26 protein-coding genes are annotated in these 25771 nt (G+C 66.1%); 12 read left to right on the top strand and 14 right to left on the bottom strand.

The annotated features are described in order from the left end of the window. Nucleotides 1-24: 24 nt before the first annotated feature. The 9 genes from sucD to GU920_RS03205 all read right to left on the bottom strand — a co-directional run bounded on the left by sucD (nucleotide 25) and on the right by GU920_RS03205 (nucleotide 8070). The gene (gene sucD / locus GU920_RS03245) at nucleotides 25-909 is read right to left on the bottom strand and encodes a succinate--CoA ligase subunit alpha (RefSeq protein WP_161765524.1); all 885 of its coding nucleotides are present in this window, start codon (nucleotides 907-909) and stop codon (nucleotides 25-27) included. A gap of 67 nt (nucleotides 910-976) precedes the next feature. Next, the gene (locus GU920_RS03240) at nucleotides 977-1531 is read right to left on the bottom strand and encodes a hypothetical protein (RefSeq protein ID WP_161765523.1); all 555 of its coding nucleotides are present in this window, start codon (nucleotides 1529-1531) and stop codon (nucleotides 977-979) included. Further along, complete coding sequence (sucC, locus tag GU920_RS03235; protein WP_161765522.1) at nucleotides 1528-2721, bottom strand: ADP-forming succinate--CoA ligase subunit beta; 1194 nt, start codon at nucleotides 2719-2721, stop codon at nucleotides 1528-1530. Before sucC ends, GU920_RS03240 begins: the two co-directional genes overlap by 4 nt. Before the next feature lie 210 nt (nucleotides 2722-2931). After that, nucleotides 2932-3618, bottom strand: a complete 687-nt coding sequence (locus GU920_RS03230) for a methyltransferase domain-containing protein (protein WP_161765521.1) — start codon at nucleotides 3616-3618, stop codon at nucleotides 2932-2934. Between the two features lies 1 nt (nucleotide 3619). Then, a complete protein-coding gene (gene pepT / locus GU920_RS03225; protein WP_161765520.1) occupies nucleotides 3620-4858 on the bottom strand; it encodes a peptidase T in 1239 nt (412 codons plus the stop codon). 243 nt (nucleotides 4859-5101) lie between these two features. Further along, on the bottom strand, nucleotides 5102-6304 hold the full coding sequence (locus tag GU920_RS03220) for a hypothetical protein (protein WP_161765519.1): 1203 nt from the start codon (nucleotides 6302-6304) through the stop codon (nucleotides 5102-5104). Nucleotides 6305-6326: 22 nt separating this feature from the next. After that, nucleotides 6327-6494 carry a hypothetical protein gene (locus GU920_RS03215; RefSeq protein ID WP_161765518.1) on the bottom strand — a complete coding sequence of 56 codons (168 nt, stop codon included), beginning with the start codon at nucleotides 6492-6494 and terminating at the stop codon, nucleotides 6327-6329. Nucleotides 6495-6571: 77 nt separating this feature from the next. Continuing rightward, nucleotides 6572-7534: a malate dehydrogenase gene (gene mdh, locus GU920_RS03210; protein WP_161765517.1), complete on the bottom strand. Its 963-nt coding sequence runs from the start codon at nucleotides 7532-7534 to the stop codon at nucleotides 6572-6574. Nucleotides 7535-7776: 242 nt separating this feature from the next. Further along, a complete protein-coding gene (locus tag GU920_RS03205; RefSeq protein WP_161765516.1) occupies nucleotides 7777-8070 on the bottom strand; it encodes a hypothetical protein in 294 nt (97 codons plus the stop codon). A 190-nt stretch (nucleotides 8071-8260) separates the two neighbouring features. Here GU920_RS03205 and GU920_RS03200 point away from each other — a divergent pair, with 190 nt between their 5' ends. From GU920_RS03200 to GU920_RS03150, 11 genes are all read left to right on the top strand, one after another. Then, nucleotides 8261-9154, top strand: a complete 894-nt coding sequence (locus tag GU920_RS03200; protein WP_161765515.1) for an HpcH/HpaI aldolase/citrate lyase family protein — start codon at nucleotides 8261-8263, stop codon at nucleotides 9152-9154. Nucleotides 9155-9195: 41 nt separating this feature from the next. After that, nucleotides 9196-9744 (top strand): NnrU family protein, encoded by a 549-nt coding sequence (locus tag GU920_RS03195; RefSeq protein ID WP_161765514.1) that lies wholly within the window; start codon nucleotides 9196-9198, stop codon nucleotides 9742-9744. A gap of 15 nt (nucleotides 9745-9759) precedes the next feature. Continuing rightward, the gene (locus GU920_RS03190) at nucleotides 9760-9963 is read left to right on the top strand and encodes a DUF1737 domain-containing protein (RefSeq protein ID WP_161765513.1); all 204 of its coding nucleotides are present in this window, start codon (nucleotides 9760-9762) and stop codon (nucleotides 9961-9963) included. An 85-nt stretch (nucleotides 9964-10048) separates the two neighbouring features. Next, complete coding sequence (locus tag GU920_RS03185; protein ID WP_161765512.1) at nucleotides 10049-11080, top strand: MaoC family dehydratase; 1032 nt, start codon at nucleotides 10049-10051, stop codon at nucleotides 11078-11080. A gap of 61 nt (nucleotides 11081-11141) precedes the next feature. Then, nucleotides 11142-11957: a DUF4344 domain-containing metallopeptidase gene (locus tag GU920_RS03180; RefSeq protein ID WP_161765511.1), complete on the top strand. Its 816-nt coding sequence runs from the start codon at nucleotides 11142-11144 to the stop codon at nucleotides 11955-11957. A gap of 197 nt (nucleotides 11958-12154) precedes the next feature. After that, nucleotides 12155-12538 (top strand): succinate dehydrogenase, cytochrome b556 subunit, encoded by a 384-nt coding sequence (gene sdhC, locus GU920_RS03175; protein WP_161765510.1) that lies wholly within the window; start codon nucleotides 12155-12157, stop codon nucleotides 12536-12538. 13 nt (nucleotides 12539-12551) lie between these two features. After that, complete coding sequence (gene sdhD / locus GU920_RS03170; RefSeq protein ID WP_161765509.1) at nucleotides 12552-12923, top strand: succinate dehydrogenase, hydrophobic membrane anchor protein; 372 nt, start codon at nucleotides 12552-12554, stop codon at nucleotides 12921-12923. A gap of 14 nt (nucleotides 12924-12937) precedes the next feature. Continuing rightward, nucleotides 12938-14740, top strand: a complete 1803-nt coding sequence (sdhA, locus tag GU920_RS03165; protein ID WP_161765508.1) for a succinate dehydrogenase flavoprotein subunit — start codon at nucleotides 12938-12940, stop codon at nucleotides 14738-14740. Continuing rightward, nucleotides 14740-15180: a hypothetical protein gene (locus tag GU920_RS03160; RefSeq protein WP_235933029.1), complete on the top strand. Its 441-nt coding sequence runs from the start codon at nucleotides 14740-14742 to the stop codon at nucleotides 15178-15180. The genes sdhA and GU920_RS03160 overlap by 1 nt, the downstream gene beginning before the upstream one ends. A gap of 2 nt (nucleotides 15181-15182) precedes the next feature. Further along, entirely contained in the window at nucleotides 15183-15473 is a 291-nt protein-coding gene (locus GU920_RS03155) for a hypothetical protein (protein ID WP_161766502.1), read from the top strand. Between the two features lie 3 nt (nucleotides 15474-15476). Then, nucleotides 15477-16253 carry a succinate dehydrogenase iron-sulfur subunit gene (locus GU920_RS03150; RefSeq protein ID WP_161765507.1) on the top strand — a complete coding sequence of 259 codons (777 nt, stop codon included), beginning with the start codon at nucleotides 15477-15479 and terminating at the stop codon, nucleotides 16251-16253. Between the two features lie 52 nt (nucleotides 16254-16305). On the opposite strand, the gene GU920_RS03145 is transcribed toward GU920_RS03150, so the two are convergent. Both GU920_RS03145 and GU920_RS19285 read right to left on the bottom strand, forming a co-directional pair. Continuing rightward, nucleotides 16306-17610 (bottom strand): UDP-glucose dehydrogenase family protein, encoded by a 1305-nt coding sequence (locus tag GU920_RS03145; protein ID WP_161765506.1) that lies wholly within the window; start codon nucleotides 17608-17610, stop codon nucleotides 16306-16308. 116 nt (nucleotides 17611-17726) lie between these two features. Continuing rightward, entirely contained in the window at nucleotides 17727-19757 is a 2031-nt protein-coding gene (locus tag GU920_RS19285; RefSeq protein WP_201743960.1) for a DUF2793 domain-containing protein, read from the bottom strand. A gap of 172 nt (nucleotides 19758-19929) precedes the next feature. On the opposite strand from GU920_RS19285, the gene galE reads away from it, so the two are divergent. Next, nucleotides 19930-20907, top strand: a complete 978-nt coding sequence (galE, locus tag GU920_RS03135; protein ID WP_161766501.1) for a UDP-glucose 4-epimerase GalE — start codon at nucleotides 19930-19932, stop codon at nucleotides 20905-20907. A 156-nt stretch (nucleotides 20908-21063) separates the two neighbouring features. On the opposite strand, the gene GU920_RS03130 is transcribed toward galE, so the two are convergent. The 3 genes from GU920_RS03130 to GU920_RS03120 all read right to left on the bottom strand — a co-directional run bounded on the left by GU920_RS03130 (nucleotide 21064) and on the right by GU920_RS03120 (nucleotide 25714). Continuing rightward, nucleotides 21064-22203 carry an iron-containing alcohol dehydrogenase gene (locus GU920_RS03130; RefSeq protein WP_161765505.1) on the bottom strand — a complete coding sequence of 380 codons (1140 nt, stop codon included), beginning with the start codon at nucleotides 22201-22203 and terminating at the stop codon, nucleotides 21064-21066. A 153-nt stretch (nucleotides 22204-22356) separates the two neighbouring features. After that, nucleotides 22357-23841: a glycerol kinase GlpK gene (gene glpK / locus GU920_RS03125; protein ID WP_161765504.1), complete on the bottom strand. Its 1485-nt coding sequence runs from the start codon at nucleotides 23839-23841 to the stop codon at nucleotides 22357-22359. Nucleotides 23842-23983: 142 nt separating this feature from the next. Then, nucleotides 23984-25714 carry an ABC transporter substrate-binding protein gene (locus GU920_RS03120; RefSeq protein WP_161765503.1) on the bottom strand — a complete coding sequence of 577 codons (1731 nt, stop codon included), beginning with the start codon at nucleotides 25712-25714 and terminating at the stop codon, nucleotides 23984-23986. Nucleotides 25715-25771 lie beyond the last annotated feature (57 nt).

Here is a 25771-nt window from a genome sequence, read left to right as displayed (position 1 = left end):
TGCCTTCCTCCCTTTGCCCGGTCCCTACTTGCCGATCGCCTTGAGCACGGCCTCGCCCAGATGGGCGGGGCTTTCGGCGACGATGATGCCTGCGGACTTCATCGCCTCGATCTTGCTTTCCGCGTCGCCCTTGCCCCCTGCAACGATCGCGCCAGCATGGCCCATGCGGCGGCCGGACGGTGCGGTGCGGCCTGCGATGAAGCCCGCGGTGGGTTTCCAGCGGCCGCGTTTCTTTTCGTCAGCCAGGAATTGGGCGGCCTCTTCTTCCGCCGAGCCGCCGATTTCGCCGATCATGATGATCGACTGGGTGTCGGGGTCGGCGAGGAACATCTCGAGGATGTCGATATGTTCGGATCCCTTGATCGGGTCGCCGCCGATGCCCACGGCCGAGGTCTGGCCGAGGCCCACATCGGTGGTCTGCTTGACCGCCTCATAGGTCAGCGTGCCGGAGCGGGAGACGACGCCGACGGAACCCTTGGAGAAGATGCTGCCCGGCATGATGCCGATCTTGCATTCGCCGGGGGTCATCACGCCGGGGCAGTTCGGCCCGATCAGGCGGGATTTCGAATTCAGCAGCGCGCGCTTCACCCGCATCATGTCAAGCACGGGGATGCCTTCGGTGATGGCCACGATCAGCGGGATTTCGGCATCAATCGCCTCGAGGATCGAGTCGGCGGCGAAGGGCGGGGGGACGTAGATGACGGTGGCATTGGCATCGGTCTTTTCCACCGCGTCATGGACAGAGTCGAAGACGGGCAGGCCCAGATGTTCGGTGCCGCCTTTGCCGGGGGTCACGCCGCCCACCATCTTGGTGCCGTAGGCGATGGCCTGTTCGGAATGGAAGGTGCCCTGGCTGCCGGTGAAGCCTTGGCAGATGAGGCGGGTGTTCTTGTTGACGAGAACGGACATCTTTTCTTTCTCCGTGGCGCCTCTTCCTGCGCCGTTACCGTAAAGGGCAGCCAAACCCGCCCCTCGATCATTTCTCTGGTTGTAGGACCGCGTGGGTGACCAAACGTCCGCTAACGTTTTTGACGTCAACGTAGAGATAGCCGAGCCCTGGGTGGTAGACCCGCAATTGGCCTGTCCCCATCCCGTCAATCATCGTATTGGCCCTTTCGTCTTCTGGGACCCGTGCAAAGGTCACGCCGGCATAGTCCATTGCCATTTCGGATGGTGTTCCGTTGCCAATAGTGACCAACGAGCATTGTGGCTCGGCCACGCCGGTTTTGATTTGAGCGGAGAGATCGTAGTCGGGGTGGAAGAACGTTCCTGAATCAGTCTTGAGGTTGAACTCCAAGCCACGCAGGACGGCTTCGGCGTTCTCGAACGTCGGGGCTGTCTGAACGCAGACCTGATAGAAAATCTTTGCCGCGACTTCCGATGTCGCCTCGTTGGTGCCGGGAACGACGTCGACACTATCTTCTGCTAGAGTTGCAGTGCTGATCCCCATAACTGCCAGAAGCCCCAAAGCGACAAGGCTCTGAGCGCGTAGCGTCTTCTCAGCAAACGTATTGAGCAAAGCTTTGCTCACCCCCGCACCGCCTTCACGATCTTCTGCGCGCCATCCTTCAGGTCATCGGCGGCGATGACGTTCAGGCCGGATTTGCGGATGATGTCTTTGCCAAGTTCCACATTCGTCCCTTCCAGACGGACGACCAGCGGCACCTTGAGCCCCACCTCTTTCACCGCCGCGATCACGCCTTCGGCGATGATGTCGCAGCGCATGATGCCGCCGAAGATGTTGACGAGGATGCCTTTGACGTTGGGATCGGAGGTGATGATCTTGAAGGCCTCGGTCACCTTCTCCTTGGTCGCGCCGCCGCCCACGTCGAGGAAGTTGGCGGGTTCGGCGCCGTAGAGTTTGATGATGTCCATGGTCGCCATGGCAAGGCCCGCGCCGTTGACCATGCAGCCGATCTCGCCATCCAATGCGATGTAGTTCAGGTCGAACTTGGAGGCGGCGAGTTCTTTCGGGTCTTCCTCCGTCTCGTCGCGCAAGGCGGCGATGTCGGGGTGGCGATAGAGCGCGTTGCCGTCAAAGCCCATCTTGGCGTCAAGGAGTTTCAGGCTGCCGTCTTTCAGCACGCAGAAGGGGTTGATCTCCAGCATGTCCATGTCCTTGTCGGTGAACAGGCGGTAGAGATCGCGGACGATCTTGACGCATTGCTTGACCTGGTTGCCAGAGAGGCCGAGCGCGAAGGCCACGCGGCGGCCGTGGAAATCCTGCAGGCCGGTGGCCGGGTCGATGGTGAAGGTGTGGATCTTTTCGGGCGTGTCGTGGGCGACATCCTCGATGCTCATCCCGCCTTCGGTGGAGGCGACGATGGAGATGCGGCTGGTCTGCCGGTCGATCAGCAGGGCGAGGTAGAATTCGCGGTCGATGTCGGAGCCGTCTTCGATGTAGATGCGGTTGACCTGCTTGCCTGCCTCGCCGGTCTGGACAGTGACGAGCGTGCGGCCCAGCATCTGGCGGGCGAACTGGCTGGCCTCTTCCACCGAGCGGGCGAGGCGGACACCGCCCTTTTCACCGGCTTCGGGTTCCTTGAAGTGGCCCTTGCCGCGGCCGCCGGCGTGGATCTGGGCCTTGACCACCCAGAGCGGGCCGTCAAGTTCACCCGCCGCCGTCTTGGCCTCTTCGGCCTTCAGCACCACGCGGCCATCGGACACCGGAATGCCGTAGGAGCGCAGCAGCGCCTTGGCCTGATATTCGTGGATGTTCATCGCAACCGTCCCGTCCTAGTGGTTTTGCGGGGTCTTGCCACGGAAATGGGCAGGGTTGAAACGGTATTCTACGGGATACCGGGGTTTGCCGGGAAAAATCGACATTTTGTGATCACACCCTGAAAAAGTGTGATCACAAGCAGGATTCCGTTAGCGATAAAGAGTGATTCGAGCCGGAAGCCCGCCCCGGGCCTGACACGGGGCGGGGTTTCAGCGGGGATGCGCCGTGAACATAACCTGCCCCCGGGGCAGGCGGTGCGGCTGGGCGGTGGCGGTGAAGCCTGCGGTTTCAGCGATCTGGCGGACCTCTGCTTCGGTCATATGCCAGGGGAAGCGGTCGGGATGTGTCACGACGCCGTCATTCTGGCGGCGGGGGCCGTGATGGCCTTCGGGGGCGAGGAAAACCGTGAAGATCACATGGCGCAGGTGCGGGAAGCGCGGGCGGAGATTGGTCAACGCCTTGTGAAGATCGGAGGCCGGGAGATGGGTGAAGACGGCGAAGGCGAGGGCGAAGGTGATGGTTTCGGGAATTTCGGGATAGGCGAAGGCGGCGTCTTCGATCAGCCGGTCTTGCGGGAGGGCCTGCTGGGCGGCGTCCTCCAGTTCGGTTTCCCAACCCTTGAGCATCAGGGCGCGGGAGGCGTCGGTCGCCCAATAGGCGGCGACCATGGGCGCGAGATGGCGGCCGAGGCGGAGCGCGCCCGCGCCGATGTCGAGCAGGTGGTCGGTGGCGGTGAGGCCGTGTTCGCGGAGGAGGGGGAGGACGATGCGGGGCGTTTCGTCCCAACGGCCACCGACGATGTCGCGGTGGCGCCCCTTTGCGAGGGCGTCTTCGTAGAAGCCGGGGGCAGCGTAGGGCGAGGGGAGCTGCCGGGTAGGATGGGCAGGATTGCCCATCCTACGTCTGCGCCGCCGCGCGGCGCAGGAGGGCGAGCATCAGGTCCGAGGCGCGTTCCATGTCCTGCACCGAGACCCATTCCAGAGGCCCGTGAATTTCCTGCATCCCTGTGAAGAGGTTGGGGCAGGGAACGCCCATTTCCGTCAGGCGCGAGCCGTCGGTGCCGCCGCGGATCGGGACAGAGACGGGATCGAGGCCGATGTCGCGGCAGGCATCCTGTGCCAGCGTGACAGGGCGCATGTCCTTTTCCAGCCAGTAGCGCATGTTGCGGTACTGCGGCGTGATCGTGCAGGTGATGCTGGCGCGGGGCTCAGACGCCTGCACGGCATCGCAGACGGCACGGAGGATTTTGCCCTTCTCTTCAAGCCCTTCGCGTTCGAAATCGCGCAGGATGAAGCGGAGTGTCATGGCAGAGGAGCCGCCCGTCATTTCGGTTGCGTGGATGAAACCGTCGCGGCCATCGGTGAGTTCGGGCAGCATGGTGTGCTGCGGCAGGGCGGCGATGATCTTTGCGGCGAGGTGGATGGCGTTGACCATCTTGCCCTTGGCCCAGCCGGGATGGATGGAGACGCCTTCGATGCGCACCTCGGCCCCGTCGGCGGAGAAGGTTTCATATTCGATTTCGCCCGCCTCGCCGCCATCGAAGGTATAGGCCCAGTCCACGGCGAGGTCCTTCGGCAGGCGCTTGTCCACACCGCGGCCGATTTCCTCGTCTGGCGTGAAGGCGAGGCGGATGGGGCCGTGGGGGATTGCCGGGTCGTTCAGAAGGGTTTGCGCGGTATGGAGGATGATGGCGATCCCGGCCTTGTCATCGGCGCCGAGAAGGGTGGTGCCGGAGGCGGTGACGATGTCATGGCCCAGCTTTTTCAACAGGTTGGGTGAGGCGTCGGGGGTGAGGGTCAGGGTCGGGTTGTCAGGAAAGGTAATCGCGCCGCCATTGTAGCCGCGGATCAGGCGGGGTTTCACGCCGGTGGCGTTGAACTGGGGCGCGGTGTCCATATGGGCGAGGAAGCCGATTGTGGGGCCCTCTGCCGTGGCGGGGATGGTGGCAAGCACGGTGCCGTAATCGGTGAGGGTGACATCGGAGGCGCCGATCTGTGTGAGTTCCTCGACCAGAAGACGGGCGAGGGTGAGCTGGATCGCGGTGGAGGGCTGGCTGGGGCTGTCGGCGTCAGATTGGGTGTCGATGGCGCAGTAGCGCATCAGGCGGGCGGCGAGGTCTTCGGTGCGTGTTGTCATGGTGGGTCCCCTGTCAGGGGGATGTGGCCGTGGGGGCGGGGGGAAGTCAATGGTGGCGGGACGTTGGGTGAAATCGGCTGTGCCGCCCTTTGTGCAGCAGAGTGTGCATACAAATTTGGAGAGAGGGGGTGAGCTGGAATTTCCACGGCGTGCGATCATGCACAAAGGGCGGCATGGGCCGGATGGCCCATCCTACAGGCGGCGGCGCGGGGTAGGATGGGCCATTCGGCCCATGCGCCGCCCTCAGTTCAGCCAGACCGACATGAGCATCGCGTCCCCGCCCATCATCGCCTCGAACCGCTGCCAGCTGTCGGCGCTGACTGTGGCGCCCTGTTCGAGATAGGGCAGGGCGCCCGTGCCCTGTATCCAGTCCTTCACGTCGATGGGCGCGGGATCGGTGAACATGCGGGCGAGGTTCACGCCGCCGCCATCACCCAAGCGCCAGTAGGGGATGAGCTTCTCGCCCTTCAGGAGCGCCTCGCCATCGGCCAGAACGGCAAGCCATGTGAGGCCGGTTTCCGGTGGGAGCGTCAGGCCGAGCGCAGAGGTCTGGCGCGCGTTGGGAAGCCATTCGGCGTCATTGTCCGTCTCCTTTTCGACGGCCGTCCAGAAGGCGCGGTTGTCGGCGATCATGGCGAGGAAATGGTCGCGGGCCTGCGCAAGGCGGGCGGCGTCGGGCTGCTGATCCAGCGCGTCGAGCATGACCCAGAGCGCATCGACCCAGGGGCGGATGACGAAAATCTCTTCGGCATAGGGCGGGGAGATGGCCTGCATCGCCGTGCGGGCAGAGGCGGCGCGGGTAATGGCATCGGTCGGATCATAGGCGAGGATGATCTTTGCCGTGCCTTCGAGAAGGTGAGTATAGGCCGAAAGCCAGGCGGCATCGGCGCGGTCGAAGCGGATCACGGGCGCGGGGGCGGCGGGGTCGCGGTCGAACCAGCGCCAGCCCATGAGGGTGGGGCCGAGGAGTTGCATCAGGTCTTCGTCAGGCGTGCGCGTCCCGTCGGCATTCACGTCGAACCAGAGGTCGGCGAGGCGGATTTCCACGCTGAATTCGGGGCCTTCGGACAGACCTGCGAGGGGGGCGCGGGCGGAGGCCATGTCGGTGGCGACCTGCGCGAAGAGGGCGGAAACGTCGCCGGGGGAGGAGCTGGCCGCGGGCGAGACGCCCTGTTCGAGGCGCAGGAGAGGGACCATACCGGAGGGATCGTCAAGGCCCGTGCGCCAGCGGGTCTGATAGGTGGTCTCGACGGCCCGCAGGAAGCGGAGGCCCCCCAGGGCGAAGCGGTCGGCCTCTGTCGGGGTGGGGAGGGCGGCGAGTTCTGCTTCGGTCGCGGCAAGGCCGTCTGCGGCGATGCTGGCCGAGAGGTCCTGTGCCGCGACGGGCAGCGGCGCGAACAGCAGCGCCGACAGGAGGAGAGCGTGGGAGGCGGGACGTCTGGGCATGATCGTGGCCTCCGGTCTGGGGTCAGTCCTTGGTCTTGCGCGCCGCGGCGGCCGCCTTCATGCGGGCGAGCAGTTCGGCCTTTTTCTGCGCCGCCGCCGCATCGCCCTTGGGCGCGCCACGGCGGGGCTGGTCGAGTGGGTGGTGGCTGTCCTTGGCGGCCTTCGGATTGCCGTTCTTGCCATAGTCCATCGGGTGGGCCTTTCAGGGAAACGAAGAGGGGCGCCCCGTGGCAGGGCGCCCCGTCTGGATTAGCACGGGTCGGGCGATCAGGCCAGCGACGGGTCGATCCCCTTGCAGGCGGCGACAAGGCCTTTCACCGCATCCACCGACTTGTCCAACATCGCCTGTTCGGCGGCGTTGAGCTTGATGTCGACGATGCGTTCGATACCGTTCTTGCCGATGATCGTGGGAACGCCGACATAAAGCCCGTCAAGGCCGTAGGCACCCTTGACGTAGGCCGCGCAGGGCAGCAGGCGCTTTTGATCCTTGAGGAAGGATTCGGCCATCTCGATCGCGCTGGTGGCGGGCGCATAGAAGGCGGAGCCGGTTTTCAGTAGGCCCACGATTTCCGCCCCGCCGTCGCGGGTGCGCTGAACGATGGCATCGAGCTTTTCCTGCGTGGTCCAGCCCATCTGCACCAGATCGGGGAGCGGGATGCCCGCCACGGTGGAGTAACGGACCAGCGGAACCATCGTGTCGCCGTGCCCGCCGAGGACGAAGGCGGTCACGTCGCGCATCGAGACGTTGAATTCCACCGACAGGAAGTGGCGGAACCGCGCGGAATCGAGCACGCCGGCCATGCCCACCACCATGTTGTGCGGCAGGCCCGAGAATTCGCGCAGCGCCCAGACCATCGCATCGAGCGGGTTGGTGATGCAGATGACAAAGGCGTTCGGGGCGTGCTTCTTGATGCCCTCGCCCACGGATTTCATGACCTTGAGGTTGATGCCGAGCAGGTCATCCCGGCTCATCCCCGGTTTGCGGGGAACACCGGCGGTGACGATGCAGACATCGGCGCCCGCGATATCGGCATAGTCGTTGGTGCCTTTCATCACGGCGTCGAAGCCTTCCGACGGCCCGGACTGGGCGATGTCGAGCGACTTGCCCTGCGGCGTGCCTTCCGCGATGTCGAAGAGCACCACATCGCCAAGTTCCTTGATGGCGGCGAGATGGGCGAGCGTGCCGCCGATCTGGCCGGCGCCGATGAGGGCGATCTTGGGTCGTGCCATGGTCCGGGTCTCCCGTCTTGGGTTGTTGTCGGGCGCGTTGCTACGCCGCCGGGGCGCGTCTGGCAAGCTTTCCGGTATGCGATGGGATGCGGCAAATGCGGAAGAAAGGGCCGGGCGGGGATGTTTGCGCTCACATCCGGGGCGGGGGCCTTTGTCCGGGGAAATGAGGGGTGTGGGGGGGTGCGGGAGGGTGTGGCCCACCCCCGCCTGCCTGTGGCGCACTCCCCCCCCCTGCCTCAGTGTCAGGCCGGATCGCCGGGCGGGGGCGGCGTTTGCGGGGTCGGCTGGAAATCCTCTCCCGCCGCGAGCAGGCAGGTCATGCCGTCGGGGCGGGTGATGATGATGGTCCAACTGCCCGACTGGGCGGCGTAAAGCTCCATCACCACGCCGTTCTGGGCAAGGCCGAGCGCCTGCCGCACCTCGCCATAGCGTTCGGCGAGTGTGATGGTGACGGTGTCGCGGCTGCCGCATTGCAGGGCGGCGGCGGGGCTGGCGGCGAGGAGGAGGGCAACAAGGAAGGCGGGACGGCGGATCATGGCGAACTCCCATCAGGCGGGGACGATCCCCGCGAGGGGAAGTCTCGCCCGCAACCCACTGAAGAATGGTTAACGCTGCGTCCTTTCCCCCTTTCCACCCCGGAAATGCTGCGACGCGGCATTATGGGGCTTGCCGATACTTCCGAAATCGTGCCTTTAGGCGAAAGAATCTTGCGCGGAGGCGACTCGGATGACACGCCCTTACCGGTCTGTGCTGTATATTCCCGGCTCGAAGGAGCGCGCGCTGGAGAAGGCGCGCGGTCTGGCTGCGGATGCGATCATCTTCGATCTGGAGGATGCGGTCGCCCCGGAAGAGAAGGTTGCCGCCCGGGCGACGCTGGCGCGGTTTCTTGCCGAAGTTGATTATGCCCCACGGGCGCGGATCGTGCGGATCAATGGCTTTGACACGGATTGGGGGCGCGCGGATGCGGCGGCCTTTGCCGCCCATCCGGGTGTGGAGGCGATCCTTGTGCCAAAGGTGAATGGTCCGGCGGATCTTGATGCCGTGGCGGCGGTGGCGGGGGAAAAGCCCCTCTGGGCGATGATGGAGACGGCGGCGGGGATGCTGAACGCCGCCGCCATCGCAGCGCATACCCGGCTGGCAGGGATGGTGATGGGGACGAACGATCTGGCCAAGGAACTGGGCTGCCGGAGCCGGGCGGACCGGATGCCCCTGATGGCGGGGCTGGGGATGTGCCTGCTGGCGGCGCGGGCGCATGGCCGGGTGATCGTGGACGGGGTCTTCAACGCGTTCAGGGATGAGGCGGGGCTGGCGGCGGAATGTGCGCAGGGGCGTGACATGGGGTTTGACGGCAAGACGCTGATCCATCCCGCGCAGGTGGAGATCGCCAATGCCGCCTTTGCCCCCAGCGAGGCAGAGGTCGATCTGGCGCGGCGGCAGATCGCCGCCTTCAACGCGGCGCAGGCGCAGGGGCAGGGCGTGGCGGTGCTGGACGGGCGGATCGTGGAGAACCTGCATGTGGTGAGCGCGCAGGCGGTGCTGGCGCGGGCCGAGGCGATCCGGCTGCTGGAAGCCGGGGTGCAGGCGTTCGGGGTGCAGAGAATTGCGGTGGGCGCGGAATAGGGGCAGGGTGCGGCGGCGTCGGTAGCCAGGAGGTGTGAGCGATGACCCTGTTGATCCTTGGCATGGCCCTGTGGTGGGGGGCGCATCTGTTCAAGCGCGTGGTGCCTGAGGCGCGGGCGCGTCTGGGCAATGCGGGCCGGGGGATCGTGGCCGTGGCCATCCTCGCCTCGGTCGTGATGATGTATTTCGGCTATGGCGCGGCGAAGGCGGAGGCGGCGGTCTGGTGGGGCCGCAATGCGGCGCTGGTGGGGATCAACAACCTGCTGATGGTGTTTGCCGTCTATCTTTATGCGGCGTCGGGCACCAAGGCCGCGCTGGCGCGGCGCATCCGGCATCCGCAACTGACGGCGGTGAAGACCTGGGCGGTGGCGCATCTTCTGGTGAATGGTGATCTGCCGTCGCTGATCCTGTTCGGTGGGCTGCTGGCTTGGGCGGTGGTGTCGGTCATCCTGATCAACCGGGCGCAGCGGGACTGGACCCCGCCGGTGGCCAAGCCCGGGGCGGAGTGGAAGGCGATCGTGGGGACGGTGGTCGTCACGGTGGGGATCATGTTGATCCACAACTGGCTGGGCTATCAGCCGTGGGGCTGATCGGGGGGTGAGAGGATGAAACTGTACCGCTTCCTGTCGGAGGATGACACATCCGCCTTTTGCCACAAGGTGACGGCAGCCCTGAACAAGGGGTGGGAACTGCATGGCGGGCCGACCTATGCCTTCGACGCCGCGCGCGGCGTCATGCGCTGTGGGCAGGCGGTGGTGAAGGATGTGCCGGGGACCTATGCGCCGGATGTGAAACTGGGTGAGATGTAGGATGGGCCGACTGGCCCATCCTACGGGGACAGAGACGGGTGGGTAGGATGGGCAGTCTTGCCCATCCTACGGGAGAAGGCAGGCGATGAAGACCAATCCGGGGCGGTTTTTCGAGGATTACACTCTGGGCGAGACGATCGTCCATGCCGTGCCGCGCACGGTGTCGGGCGGGGAGCGCGCGCTTTACCATGCGCTCTATCCTGCGCGGGGGGCGTTGTATTCGTCCGACGCGTTCGCGCGGGGCTGCGGGCTGCCTGCGGCGCCCATGGATGACCTGATCGCCTTTCATGTGGTCTTCGGCAAGACCGTGCCGGATATCAGCCTGAATGCGGTGGCGAACCTCGGCTATGCCGAGGGGCGCTGGCTGGCCCCGGTCTATGCGGGCGATACGCTGCGGTCGGAATCGACCGTGATCGGGTTGAAGGAGAACTCGAACGGCAAGTCGGGCGTGGTCTATGTCCGCACCCGCGGGATCAACCAGCGCGACGAGGCGGTGCTGGAATATGTGCGTTGGGTGATGGTGAAGAAAGCGCGTCTCGAAGCGCCTGCCCCAGCGGCGGTGGTGCCGTCGCTTGCGCCTGTGGTGCAGCCCGAGGCGCTGGTGTTGCCTGAAGAGCTGGACTTTTCGCGCTACGATTTCGCGCTGGCGGGGGAGCGGCACCGCTTTGCGGATTACGCGGTGGGTGAGCGGATCGACCACGTGGATGGGGTGACGGTGGAAGAGGCCGATCACCTGATGGCGACGCGGCTGTGGCAGAACACGTCGAAGGTGCATTTCGACGTGACCCAGCGCGAGGATGGGCGGCGGCTGATCTATGGGGGCCACGTGATTTCGCTGGCCCGCGCCCTGTCGTTCAACGGGTTGGCCAATGCGCAGATGATCGTGGCGCTGAACGGGGGCGCCCATGCCAACCCCTGTTTTGCGGGGGATACGGTGCGGGCCTGGTCCGAGGTGCTGGACCGCGCGGAAACCGCGACGCCGGGCGTGGGTGCGCTGCGCCTGCGGCTGGTGGCGGTGAAGGACGGCGCGGCGCCCTTTGGCCTGAAGGGGGCGGATGGGAAATACCTGCCCGAGGTTCTGCTGGATCTGGATTACTGGGCGCTGGTGCCCGTGTGAGGGGGCTTGTGATCACAAAATCGCGCTTGATCGGTGCGGCGCGTTCGGCAAGAGTTCAATCATGCTGCGTTTGATCGGTTCCCTTGTTATCTGTCTGTCGCTGTCCTGCGGGGCGGCGGCGCAGAGCCTTGGCTACAAGGGGCCGTCCGGGGACGGACAGGGTGGGGAAGACGACAGTCTCGCCGGCGAAGAGCTGAACCTGACCGATGCGGAGTGGTATGCCCGCGACGTGATGCTGACGATCTTCTATCACGAACTCGGCCACGCGCTGATCGACGTGATGCAGTTGCCCGTGCTGGGGCTGGAGGAGGATGCGGCGGATGTGCTGTCGGTCGTGATGATCGACCGGCTGTGGGATGCCGAATCGTCCGAGGCCAAGGTTGCGGCGGCGGCGAATTTCTGGTGGGCGAGCGCGGTCGAAACGGCGGAAGCGGGGTATGAGCCGGCCTTCTGGGGCGTTCATTCGCCAGATGAGCGGCGGTATTTCACCTATCTTTGCCTTTACTACGGGGGCGCGCCGGAGGAGCGCGAGGCGCTGGCTGTGGACTATGGCCTGCCCGAGGATCGCGCGGCGACATGCCCCGACGAGTTCGACCTCGCCGCCGGGTCATGGGGTGTCTATCTGGATGAGCTGGAGGCCGCGGGGCCGGGCGATAGCCTTGTCTGGCAGGGCGAGGGTGAGCCTGCGGATTACATCGAGGCGGCGATTCTGGAGGAGGTGGATTACCTCAATTCCGTCTGGACTCTGCCCGAGCCCGTGGGGGTGCAGGTGGCGCCTTGCGAAGAGGCCAACGCCTTCTATGACCCGTCGGAAAAGATGATCACGATGTGCAGCGAGATGGCGGAATACATCCTGTCCACCGCGCCGCAGGAGTGAGGAAAACTGTGATCACGCTTTTTCCGGGTGTGATCACAAATCGAAAATTTTCTGCGGTTTAGCGCCAACAGCCTGCATCTGCGGCGTTGTGATGCGTGACTCGCCCGCAAAAAACGCTATTCACATCCGTCATAAGGCCAAGAATGCGCGCCCGCCGGTCCGACTGGACGGGCAAGCCAGCGACGAAGGGAACCGAGATGGCTGAAGCGAAGCGGGTCGAGCGACCCCTTTCCCCGCACCTGCAGATTTATCGTCCGCAGCTTACCTCGATCACATCCATCCTGACGCGGATCACGGGGAACGGGCTGATCGTCGGCACCCTGCTGGCGGTGTGGTGGCTGCTGGCGGCGGCGGTGTCGCCCGAGTATTTCGCGATCGCGGATGCGGTGGCGACAAGCTGGTTCGGCGATCTGGTCTTTACCCTGTCGGCCTGGGCGCTGTGGTACCACTACCTCGCCGGGATCCGCCACCTGATCTATGACGCAGGCAAGGGCCTCGACATTCCCACGGCGGAGAAGCTGGGCTGGGCCTGTGTGATCGGGTCGGTCGTGCTGACCGTGCTGACCATCGTGATCGTGTAAGGAGGGACGGAGGATGCGCTATCTGACGGACCGCAAGCGCGCCATGGGCAAGGGCGCGGGGCATACGGGGACCGAACATCACTGGTACATGCAGGTGAGCGCGGTGGCGCTGGCCTTCCTGCTGCCGGTCTGGGTCTACATCTTCGGCAGCGCCCTGGGGCAGGGGCATGAGGCGGTGCTGGCCACCTTTGCGCGGCCCTTCCCGGCCATCGTCACGGGGCTGGTGCTGTTCGTATCGATGCGCCACTTCGCCAAGGGCGCGCAGATGATGATCGAGGATTATGCGCGGGGGCATACCAAGAAGGCCCTCGTGATCGCGGCGATTTCGCTTTCCTACGTGGTGATGGCGACGGGGTTCTATGCCCTTGTCCGCATCGCGCTTTGAGATTTGGGGCTGAGATGACGGCTTATCCGTATGAAGTGCATGACTATGACGTGGTCGTGGTGGGGGCCGGTGGGGCCGGCCTGCGCGCGACGCTGGGCATGGCGGAGCAGGGGCTACGCACGGCCTGCGTGACGAAGGTCTTTCCGACGCGGTCGCATACCGTTGCGGCGCAGGGGGGGATTGCGGCCAGCCTTGGCAACATGGGGCCGGATTCGTGGCAGTGGCACATGTATGACACCGTGAAGGGGTCGGACTGGCTGGGTGATACGGACGCCATGGAGTATCTGGCCCGCGAGGCGCCCAAGGCGGTGTATGAGCTGGAGCATTACGGGGTGCCGTTTTCCCGCACGGAAGAGGGCAAGATCTACCAGCGCCCCTTTGGCGGCCATACGACCGAGTTCGGGGAAGGCCCGCCGGTGCAGCGCACCTGTGCCGCCGCCGACCGGACGGGACATGCGATCCTGCACACGCTGTATGGGCAGAGCCTGAAGAACAATGCGGAATTCTTCATCGAATATTTCGCGCTGGACCTGATCATCACGGATGGGGCCTGCACGGGTGTCGTGGCGTGGAAGCTGGATGACGGGACGATCCATGTCTTCAACGCCAAGATGGTGGTGCTGGCGACGGGCGGCTATGGCCGGGCCTATTTCAGCGCAACGAGCGCGCATACCTGCACCGGGGATGGCGGCGGGATGGTGGCGCGGGCAGGCCTGCCCTTGCAGGATATGGAATTCGTGCAGTTCCACCCGACGGGGATCTACGGATCGGGCTGTCTGATCACCGAGGGCGCGCGGGGCGAGGGGGGTTATCTGACCAACGCCAATGGCGAGCGGTTCATGGAGCGGTACGCGCCGCATTACAAGGATCTGGCGCCGCGCGACTATGTGTCCCGCTGCATGACGCTGGAGATCCGCGAAGGGCGGGGCGTGGGCGCGAATGGCGACCATATCCACCTGCACCTGAACCACCTGCCCAAGGAAACGCTGGAACTGCGCCTGCCGGGGATATCCGAGTCGGCGCGCATCTTTGCAGGCGTGGACCTGACGAAAGAGCCGATCCCGGTTCTGCCCACCGTGCATTACAACATGGGCGGCATCCCCACGAATTACTGGGGCGAGGTGCTGGCCCCCACGGCGGATGATCCCGACCGCATCTTCCCCGGCCTGATGGCCGTGGGCGAGGCGGGCTGTGCGAGCGTGCACGGCGCGAACCGGCTGGGGTCGAACAGCCTGATCGACCTTGTGGTGTTCGGCCGCGCGGCGGCGATCCGGGCCGGGCAGATCGTGGATCCGAAGACGCCCGTGCCATCGGTGAACAAGGCCGAGGTCGAGCGCGCGCTGGGCCGGTTCGACGACCTGCGCCATGCCAAGGGTACGACCGGCACAGCGGAATTGCGGCTGGAGATGCAGAAGACCATGCAGTCGGATGCCGCCGTATTCCGGGCCGAGGCGACGCTGGCCGAGGGCGAGCGGAAGATGACCGCGATTGCGGGCAAGATGGATGATCTGAAGGTCACGGATCGCAGCCTTGTCTGGAACAGCGACCTGATGGAGACGCTGGAACTGACGAACCTGATGCCCAATGCGCTGGCCACGATCTACGGGGCGCATGCGCGGACCGAAAGCCGGGGCGCGCATGCGCATGAGGATCATCCGCACCGCGATGATGTGAACTGGCGCAAGCATTCGCTGGCCTGGATCGACGGGGCCAAGGTGACGCTTGGCTATCGCGGGGTGCATGTCGATCCGCTGACGACGGAAGCCGAGGGCGGGATCAGCCTGAAGAAGATCGCCCCGGCGGAGCGGAAGTTCTGATGCGGGCAGGGGCCACATCGGCGGTGATGCGCCTGTCCGTCGCGCCTGTGGCGCGGCCGGGCTGCGATGCGCGGCGCGGGCGTGGCAGTCTGGCGGCACGTTCCCAGATCGGAGGTGCAGCCGTGATCCGTCCCCTTCTTGTTGTGTTGGTGCCCGTGGTCCTTGCCGCCTGTTCGCCGAAGGATGTGGCCGACAAGATCGGTCGCCGCACGGCCGAAAGCGTGGTGCGCCCCATCGTGGATGACCGGCTGTCGGGCGCGCAGGCCGATGCGGCGACGAATTGCGTGGTGCAGAGTGCCACGGCGGCAGAGGTGCAGGCGCTGGTGCGCGATGTGGGCGTCTATGCCGGCACCTCGACCGAGGCCACCGTCTGGGCGATCGTGGCGCGGAGCGAGACGCAGGCCTGTCTTGCCGCGTCGGGCGTGGCGTTGGGGGCATGAAGATGCGGGCGCTGTGGTTCCTTCCTGTCGTGCTGGTGGCCTGCGGGCCGATCCCCGTGGACCGGGCCGAACGGCAGTGCTTCGAACGCGCGCGTCTGGCGCAGCAACCGCGGGGCGAGGTGAATGTGGGGGTCGGCAGCGGGGGGCGCAGCTCGATCGGGGGTGAGGTGACGATCACCTCGGACTTCCTGTTGGGGCGTGATCCTTCGGCGGTGTTCGATTCTTGCGTCTATCAGAAATCCGGGCAGCCGCCGACGCGGCCGCTCTATTCATTCCCGGAATGGAGGGGATAGGAAATGGTCCAGTTCACGCTTCCCAAGAACAGCAAGGTGCGCACCGGCAAGACATGGCCGAAGCCCGAGGGCAAGAATGTGCGCAAGTTCCAGATCTATCGCTGGAACCCCGATGATGGCGAGAACCCGCGGGTCGATACCTATTTCGTGGATATGGATACCTGCGGGCCCATGGTTCTGGACGCGCTGATCAAGATCAAGAACGAGATCGACCCGACGCTGACCTTCCGCCGGTCCTGCCGGGAAGGCATCTGCGGGTCTTGCGCTATGAACATCGACGGGATCAACACGCTGGCCTGCATCTATGGGCTGGACGAGGTGCGGGGGGATGTGAAGATCTATCCGCTGCCGCATATGCCGGTGATCAAGGACCTGATCCCGGACCTGACGCATTTCTATGCCCAGCATGCCAGCATCATGCCCTGGCTTGAGACCAAGACGAACCGCCCCGCGAAGGAATGGCGGCAGTCGATCGAGGATCGGAAAAAGCTGGACGGGCTGTATGAATGCGTGATGTGCGCGTCGTGCAGCACGTCCTGCCCGTCTTACTGGTGGAATGGCGACAAGTATCTGGGGCCTGCGGCGCTGCTGCATGCCTATCGCTGGATCATCGACAGCCGCGATGAGGCGACGCCGGAGCGGCTGGATCAGTTGGAAGATCCGTTCAAGCTGTATCGTTGCCACACGATCATGAACTGCGCCAAGACCTGCCCCAAGGGGCTGAACCCGGCCAAGGCGATTGCCGAGATCAAGAAGATGATGGTGGAGCGGGTCGTCTGAGGCCCGCCATCAAAAGAAGCGGAAAGGCCGGGGATATTCCCCGGCCTTTTGCTTACCTGCCGACGCCGACATAGGTTTCGAACCCTGCCGCCAGCACGTCGTCGCGGTTGTAGATGTTGCGCAGATCGGCCATGCGGGGGGTGTTCATCTTGCGGGCGAGCTTTTGCAGGTCGAGCGCGCGGAACTCGTTCCATTCCGTGAGGATCACCAGCACATCCGCGCCTTGGGCCGCGTGATAGGCGTTTTCCACCCAGCGGACATGGGGCAGCAGCGCCTCGCCCTCGTGCTGGCCCTGCGGGTCCATCACGCGGACCTTGGCGCCGCCGCCGACCAAGGCGGGCACGATGGTGAGCGAGGGCGCGTCGCGCATGTCATCGGTGTTGGGCTTGAAGGTGACGCCGAGGATGCCCACCGTCTTGCCGTTGATCGTGCCGTCGAGTAGATCGACGATCTTGTCGAGCATGCGTTGCTTGACCTGATCGTTCACCTTGATGACGGTTTCCACGATCTGCATCGGCACCGCATGTTCCTGCCCGATGCGGGCCAAGGCCTTGGTGTCCTTGGGGAAGCACGATCCGCCATAGCCGGGGCCGGCGTGGAGGAATTTGTTGCCGATGCGGCCGTCGAGCCCGATGCCCTTTGACACCGACTTGATGTCGGCCCCCACCCGTTCGCAAAGGGCGGCGATTTCGTTGATGAAGGTGATCTTGGTCGCGAGGAAGGCGTTGGCGGCGTATTTGATCATCTCGGCCGATTCCAGATCGGTGAAGACGATGGGGAAATCGCGCAAGAAGAGCGGGCGGTAGATGTCGGACATCACCTTTTGCGCCCGGTCGCCTTCGACGCCCACCACCACGCGGTCGGGGCGCATGAAATCGTCGATCGCGGCGCCTTCGCGCAGGAATTCGGGGTTGGAGGCAATGTCGAAATCGGCGGCGGGCGAGGTGGCGCGGATCACCTCGGCCACCTTGCGGTTGGTGCCGACGGGGACGGTGGATTTGGTGACGACGACGGCATAGCCGGTCAGCGCGCGGCCGATCTCTTCGGCCGCGGCCATGACGTAGCGCAGGTCGGCATGGCCGTCGCCGCGGCGGGTGGGGGTGCCGACGGCGATGAAGACGGCATCGGCCCCATCCACCGCCGAAGCCAGATCGAGCGAGAAGGACAGCCGGCCTGCGGCCACGTTCTTGGCCATCAGGTCCTGCAGGCCCGGTTCGAAGATCGGAATCTCGCCCGCGCGGAGCCGGTCGATCTTGGCCGGGTCCTTGTCGATGCAGACGACATCATGCCCGAAATCCGAAAAACACACACCCGAGACCAAGCCGACATAGCCCGTCCCGATCATCGCAATCTTCATGACTCATCACCCGTTTGAGACAGACCTTCACGCCTGCCTGTGTAGGGTAGGGGGATTCGCGCTGTCAAACGCCCCGGTCGATTTCCCTTGTGCAGTGTTGCGGGAAGGGGGCCGCGTCATGCCATGCGCAGCCAGATTGCGGGGGCGGTGGTGGCGCTGATCTCGGCCGCGGCATAGCCCCAGGTCGCGGGGGCCGGATTGGCCCAGGCCACCGTGCGGCGCAGCACCTTGCGCGCGGTGGTGGCGGGGGCTGTGCCGCCGTTCAGATCAGGCGTCGCCGTCAGCGCCCAGGCCGATGTGGTGGCCGTAGAGGAATGGCGGGTGCCGAGCCAGTAGCAGCGCCCCTGTCGCAGAGTCAGCCCGACGGTGGCGGATTTCGTCCCCGTCGTCCCGAGGTCGAGGTCGCCGGTTTCGAGGATCAGGCCATCGGGCCGCCCGTTGGCATCGCTGGCATAGACGAGGACGCGCGCCAGCGCGCCTGCAACGGCGGTGGTGGCGTTGAGCACCAGCCGGTCGATCCCCAGATCGGCGCGCGGCAGAAAGGGGAACAGGTCGATCCGTCCGGCGGCCCCTGCCAGCGTGGTGGTGGCCCCGCCGCCCACGCCTGTGGTGGTGAGGACGAGTTCGCCCGCGGGCGGGGTGAGCCATGCGATCTCTTGCTGGCCGTCCAGCCGCAGGGTCTGGCCGCCCAAACGGGCGCGGATCTGGCCTGCCGCTGCGTGATGCCAGATCAGGCCGTCGGGCGGGCTGGCCGGATCGGCGGCCCCCTGCAGGAACAGGGGCTGCGCCAGCGTCAGGCGCCCGGTGGCCGCGTCGGCGGTGAAGACGGTTTGGAAGGCCGCGCCATTCGCGCTGACGCTGAGGCCGAGGTCATCGCTGCCCAGAAGGCCGAATTGGGCGCGGGTGGAAAAGCCGGTCTTGAAGCTGATCTGGGCGGTATCGGCGGAGCCGGATTTGTTCACCGTCGCCTCGACGCCCGCGCCGGCGTGGGTGAACAGGACGCCGGGGCCAGAGACGGATAGGCGGTTCGTCGCATCGCCCGTGGCCCCGCCGATGCCCAGTTGCGCCGCGCGTGCCGAGGCGGCGCCCATGTCGAACTGCGCGAGCGTCGGGCCGAGTGTGAGGGTGGTGCCGTGGATCGTGGTGCTGCCGCTCGCCGCGGCATTGGCGGGGCCGAGGGTGAGGGTGGTGGTGGACCCTGCGGCACCGCTGGTGCCGATGTTGATGGATTTGCTGCCGCCCGATCCGGTGGCCCCGGAGCCCAGACCATAGGTCGCGTTGCCGGTGCCGGAGCCGAAGGTGGCGGTTCCGGCGGATACGTTGAAGGTGCCCGAAAAGGATTTGGCGCCGGTGAAAGTCTGGGTTCCGGCGAGGCCTGCGAGTTCGGTGCTGGCATTGGGCAGGGTATAGGCGCGCTGGGAACCGGCTGTGAGGGGGGTGATGTCCAGCGTCGCCCGTTTGGCCGGATCGGCCGGATCGCGCAGCACGAGGGGGGCTGCGATCAGGCCTTCGGGCAGGGCCACCGTGGCGGTGGCCGCATCGGTGGCCAGCGCCGTGGTGAAGGCCGCGCCTGTGCCGCTGACACGCAGGGCGAAGCCGTCGGTCCCGGCAAGGCCCATTTCGGCGCGGCCGGAATATGCGGTCTGGAACAGGAGGCTGGCGGTATCTGCCGGGCTGGCCTTGTTCACCTTGATCTGGTGGCCCTGACCGGCATGGTCGAAGAGCGCCGCTGGGGCGGAGACGGCAAGGCGGTTGGTCGCATCCGCCGTGGCCGCGATGCCGAGGCGCGGCAGGGTTTCGGGCGGGGTCTGCGCAGGGCCCCAGCCCGCGCCGTCATGCGCCAGTGTCAGGTCTTCGGCCAGGACGCGGGCGAGCCAGCCCGCGCGCGGCGCGAGAAAGGCCCAGGCGCCGCCCCAGAAGGCGGCGACCTTGCCCTCTTGCCCGGCCCAGAGGCCGCTGGCGGGCGCAGCCACGATGTGGCGGTCGCCTTCGGCGGGCAGGGCGGGGGGGGTGGTGCGCGTGCGGTCGATCACGGCGAGCTGAACCAGCAGGTCGAGCAGGCGCAGCGCCTCGTTATGGGTGACGTGTTTTTGCGCCTGTGCCGGCAGGATCAGGGGCAGGGACAGGAGTGGGGTATCGTCGGACATCGGGAACCTTCTGGCCAGAGGACTGGCCGCGGAGGATTGGGCGCGATGGTGAACGGATCGGTAAGGCGGCGTGCGGCGGGCCGGGATGTGGCGCTTTGGGATGGCGGTTTGTCATTGCCGGAGCGGAGGGTTAGCATGGCCGCACGCGATACAGCAGAAGGGGATGGTTTCAGTGGTGCGGCATGTTCTGGTGACAGGTGGGGCAGGGTATATCGGGGCCCATGCCTGCAAGGCGCTGGCGCGCGCGGGCTATGTGCCGGTCTGTTTCGACAATCTGTCCACGGGTTGGGAGGCGGCGGTGAAGTTCGGCCCCTTGGTGAAGGGCGATCTGATGGACCGCGCCAGCATCGACGCCGCGCTGCGGGAGTGGCGGCCGGTGGCGGTGATGCATTTCGCGGCGCTGTCGCTGGTGGGTGAATCGATGGCCGATCCGGGGCGCTATTGGCGGGTGAATGTGGGGGGCGCGCTGAACCTGATCGAGGCCTGTGTGGCGGCGGGGGTTGAGAAGTTCGTCTTTTCCTCCACATGCGCGACTTATGGCGATCAGGACGGGGTCGTGCTGGACGAGGATACGCCGCAGCGCCCGATCAATGCCTATGGCGCGTCGAAACTGGCCATCGAGCAGATGCTGGGGAATTTCGGGGCGAGCCATGGGCTGCAATCGGTGATCTTCCGCTATTTCAACGTGGCGGGGGCCGATCCCGAGGGGGAGGTGGGCGAGCGTCATGAGCCGGAGACGCATCTTATCCCCTTGATGCTGGATGCGGTGGAGGGCAGGCGTGGGGCGCTGACGGTGTTCGGATCGGATTATCCGACGGCGGATGGCACCTGCGTGCGCGATTATGTCCATGTCACCGATCTGGCCGATGCCCATGTGCGGGGCCTGCGCTGGCTGGAGGGCGGCAAGGGGAGCCGGGTCTTCTGTCTGGGGACCGGGACGGGCTATTCGGTGCGGGCGGTGATCGACCATGCCCGGGTGGTGACGAACCGCGCGGTGCCCATCGTAGAGGGCGCGCGGCGCGCGGGCGACGCGGCGGCGCTGGTCTGTGGGTCGGATCGCGCGCGGGACGAGCTGGGCTGGGCGCCGGAGCGGGGCCTTGATGCGATGATCCGCGATGCCTGGCGCTGGTCGCAAGGGGCCGGGTTCTGAGGCTGGTGCCGGGGGGGTGACCCCCTCCCCGACCCTCCCCCTGAAGAAGGGGGAGGGAAGCGTGTCTCCTGCGGGTGCGGCACGGGGTGGCGGACCCCGGGGGTTTGCCACCCCCGGACCCCCGGCGGGTATTTTGGCCAAGATGAAGGGCAGGCTTCAGGCGGCGGCTTGCAGCGCCTCGGTCAGGTCATCGGTGGTGAGGGGCATCGGATTTCCCTTCATCGACGAGGAGCTGAGGGCCGCCTCGGCAACAGCGGCGTGCAGTTCGGCGGGCAGCCCTTGGGTGGTCAGGCCCGGCAGGCCTGCGCGTTTCGCCCAAAGCGCGAGGGTCGCGGGGGCATCCGCCGGGGCGCCGCCGAGGGCGGACGCGATGTGGCCGAAGACCTGATCGAGGCGTCGGGCGGCATCGCCGGTAGCCTTTGCCCGGTTCAGGCGCAGGATGGGGGCCAGAAGCGCGCCGCAGATCGCGCCATGCGGGGCGGGGGTGAGGCCGCCGATGACGCCGGCCAGGCCATGCACCGCGCCGAGACCTGCATTGGCAAGCGCGAGGCCGCCGGTGAGCGAGACATAGGCCAGCGCGTCACGGGCCTGCGCATCTTCGGCCTCCATCAGGCGCTTGAGGGCGGTCAGTCCGTGCGGGATGGCGGGGGCGGTGATTGCATCGGTGAAGGGGGTGGCCTTGCAGGAGACGAAGGGTTCGATCACCTGCGTGATCGCGTCGAGGCCGGAGGCCAGCGTGGTGGCGCGGGGGGTGTTGTCGGTGAGTGCGGGATCGACGATGGCGATGCGGGCGAGCATGCGGTCATCGCGCAGGCTGACCTTCCTGCCGTGGTCTGGAAGGCCGATGACGGCGTTCTTTGTCGCCTCGGCCCCGGTGCCTGCGGTGGTGGGCAGAGCGATGAAGGGCAGCGGCGGGGCGGCGAGGGGGAGGCCTTTGCCAACGACTTCCAGATGGTCGAGCGGGTGGGTGGGGGCGGGGATGAGGGCGGCGAGCGCCTTGCCGAGGTCGAGCGCCGCGCCGCCGCCGAGGGCCGCGACCCATGAGGGTGCAAAGGGGCGGGATCGGGCGAGGGCCGCTTCCAGCATCGGCAGGGTAGGCTCGGCCGGGCAGGGGAGGGCGAGGGTTTCGGCACCGGCCGCGCGAAGGGCGTCGAGGAGCCATGCCGCCCGCGCGGCGGAGGCGCCGTGGATGACCAGACCGCGGGGGCCGAAGGGGGTGAGGAGGGCGGGGGCCTTCTGCGCCTCGCCCCGACCGAAGAGGATGCGCTGGGGCATGGCGATGGCGAAGGGGGGCATGCGGTTCCTCCGGTTTCTTTTGGGATATCCACCCCATCCCTGATCCTGCCCCAGATATTGGAGGAAGGGGATGGGGGCGGCGGGGATAGTGACTTTGGTCGCGCGAGCGGGGCTTCTCCCTCCCCCGTGGGCGGGGGAGGGTTGGGGAGGGGGTCACACGGTCATGGTGGCGGCGACGGCGCGACCCCAGCGGGCGTATTTCGCGCTGCGGGTGCGGTCGTCCATCATGGGGGTGAAGCGGCGGTCCAGTGCCCAGGATTTCTGGAAGCTCTCCGGATCGGGGAAGAGCCCCGCCTTCAGGCCCGCAAGATAGGCCGCGCCGAGGGCGGTGGTTTCGGTCACCACAGGGCGATCCACGGGGGCGCCGAGGATATCGGCGAGGAATTGCATGGCCCAGTTGCTGGCCGTCATCCCGCCATCCACGCGCAGGATGCCATCGGCGGCGGCGCCCCAGTCGGAGCGCATCGCCTCCAAGAGGTCGCGGGTCTGGTAGCCAACGCTTTCCAGCGCGGCCTTGGCCAGTTCGGCGGGGCCGGAATTGCGGGTGAGGCCATAGACCGCGCCGCGGCAATCGGGCCGCCAATAGGGCGCACCAAGGCCGGTGAAGGCGGGAACGAGGACCACGTCCTGCGAGGGATCGGCGGCATCGGCCAGCGGCTGGGTTTCCTTTGCCTCGCGGATGATCTTGAGCCCGTCGCGCAACCATTGGACCACGGCGCCCGCGATGAAGATGGAACCTTCGAGGGCATAGGTCGTGCGCCCGTCGAGGCGGTAGGCGATGGTGGTCAGCAGGCGGTTCTTCGAGGGCACCATGTCCGCCCCTGTGTTGAGCAGCGCAAAGCAGCCCGTGCCATAGGTGGATTTCATCATGCCGGGCGCAAAGCAGGCCTGACCTACGGTTGCGGCCTGCTGGTCGCCCGCCACGCCGAGGATGGGGATGGGGCGGCCGAAAAGATCGGGGCGGGTGGTGCCGTAATCGGCGGCGCAGTCCCTGACCTCGGGCAGGAGCGACATCGGGATATCGAGAAGGGCGCAGATGTCGGCGTCCCATTCGCCCTTGGCGATGTTGTAGATGAGGGTGCGGGCGGCGTTGGTGGCGTCGGTGGCGTGGACGCGGCCGCCCGTGAGTTTCCAGATGAGGAAGGTGTCAACCGTGCCGAAGGCCAGTTCGCCGCGCGCGGCGCGGGCGCGGGCGCCGGGGACATGGTCGAGCAGCCATTTGATCTTGGTGCCCGAGAAATAGGGATCAAGCAGCAGGCCCGTCCGGGAGGTGATCATCGGCTCGTGGCCTTCGCCCTTGAGCCCGGCGCAGATGTCGGCGGTGCGGCGGTCCTGCCAGACGATGGCGCGGTGGATGGGTTCGCCCGTGGCGCGGTCCCAGATCAGGGTGGTTTCGCGCTGGTTGGTGATGCCGATGGCCGCGATGCTGTCGGCACCGATCCCGGCCCTTTCGATGGCGGCGCGGGCGGTGCCGGCGACGGTGGACCAGAGATCGGAGGGATCATGCTCTACCCAGCCGGAGGCGGGGTAGTGCTGGGGAAATTCCTCTTGCGCGACGGCCCGCACCTTGAGGGCGGCGTCGAAGATGATGGCGCGAGAGGACGTGGTGCCCTGGTCGATGGCGAGGATATGGGTCATGTCTGCCCCTGTTCGTTTCTTCTTGCTGGTGAAGACACTCATCCAAGCGCAAGCCATGGCGCGGGCGGGAAGGCTGTCCCGCGGGGGTGTCTCGACAAGGAAGAAGCGGGCGGGCGCCCTTGGGACGCCCGCCCTTTTGGCCTTAGCCTTGCTGCCAGGACTTGATCAGCTCGTCATAGGAGATCGTCTCGCCCGCGGGCTTTTCGTTCTCCAGCTTGCCGACGGGCGCACCGGGTTCGTCGATCCAGACCTGCGGATCCTGCGGCTCGTTCAGTTTCGGGCCGATATCGCCCTGAACGCCTGCGCGCTCCAGACGTTCCAGCACCTTTTCCTGCTCTTCACACAGGGCATCGAGCGCCTCTTGCGGGGTTTTGGCCCCCGACATGGCGTCGCCGATGTTCTGCCACCACAGCTGCGCCAGCTTCGGATAGTCCGGCACGTTGGTGCCGGTGGGCGACCACTGGACGCGGGCGGGCGAGCGGTAGAACTCGACCAGACCGCCCAACTTGGGCGCACGTTCGGTGAAGCTTTCGTGCTGGATCGTCGATTCGCGGATGAAGGTCAGGCCGACATGCGACTTCTTAACATCCACGGTCTTGGAGGTGACGAACTGCGCATAGAGCCATGCGGCCTGTGCGCGGTCCACCGGGGTGGATTCCATCAGCGTCCAGGACCCGGCGTCCTGATAGCCGACCTTCATGCCCTCTTGCCAGTAGGCGCCGTGCGGCGAGGGGGCCATGCGCCACTTGGGCGTGCCGTCCTCGTTCATCACGGGCAGGCCTTCCTTGACCATGTCGGCGGTGAAGGCGGTGTACCAGAACATCTGCTGGGCGATGTTGCCTTGGGCAGGAACGGGGCCCGCTTCGCCAAAGGTCATGCCCTGTGCTTCCGGGGGCGTGAACTTTTGCAGCCATTCGATGGCCTTGGTCACAGCGTAGACGGCGGCGGCGTCGTTCGTGGCACCGCCACGGGCAACGCAGGAGCCGACGGGCTGCGAGTTTTCGTTCACGCGGATGCCCCATTCATCGACCGGCAGGCCGTTGGGTTCGCCCACGTCGCCCATGCCGGCCATGGACATCCAGGCGTCGGTGTAGCGCCAGCCGAGCGAGGGGTCCTTCTTGCCGTAATCCATGTTGCCATAGACGCCGGTCGCCGGGCCACCCGCATAGGACATGTCGCGGCCGGTGAAGAATTCGGCGATGTCTTCGTACGCCGACCAGTTCAGCGGAACGCCGAGATCGTAGCCATACTTGGCCTTGAAGTCGTCCTTGGTCTTTTGGTCGTTGAACCAGTCGTAGCGGAACCAGTAGAGGTTCGCGAACTGCTGGTCGGGCAGCTGGTAGACCTTGCCATCCGGGCCGGTGGTGAACTTCAGGCCGATGAAATCGGCCATGTCGAGGTTCGGGTTGGTGACGGCCGCGCCTTCGCCGGCCATCCAGTCGGTCAGGTTGCGGGCCTGCTGATAGCGCCAGTGGGTGCCGATCAGGTCCGAGTCGTTGATGTAGGCGTCATAGATGTTCTCGCCCGACTGCATCTGCGTTTGCAGCTTTTCCACCACGTCGCCTTCGCCGATCAGGTCGTGCGTCACCTTGATGCCGGTGATGGCGGTGAAGGCCGGGGCGAGGACTTTGGATTCGTATTCATGGGTGGTGATGGTTTCCGACACCACCTTGATTTCCATCCCGGCGAAGGGGGCGGCGGCGTCGATGAACCACTGCATCTCGGCTTCCTGATCCGCGCGGGACAGGGTGGAGAGATCGCCGATTTCAGCGTCGAGGAAGGCCTTTGCGGCCTCCATGTCGGCCCAGGCGGGGGCCGAGCCCATGGCGATCAGCGCAAGCGCCATCGCGGTTGCCGTGTGTCTGAGTCTCATTACTTTCCTCCCAGAATGTGAGACGTGCCGTCTTTCGTTCTGCCGGGGGGGAAGGGT

Source organism: Paragemmobacter ruber, assembly GCF_009908315.1.
GTDB classification, from domain to species: Bacteria; Pseudomonadota; Alphaproteobacteria; order Rhodobacterales; family Rhodobacteraceae; genus Paragemmobacter; species Paragemmobacter ruber.
The sequence above is the reverse complement of the archived record's forward strand: the minus strand, read 5'-3'. Positions and strand labels throughout refer to the sequence as shown.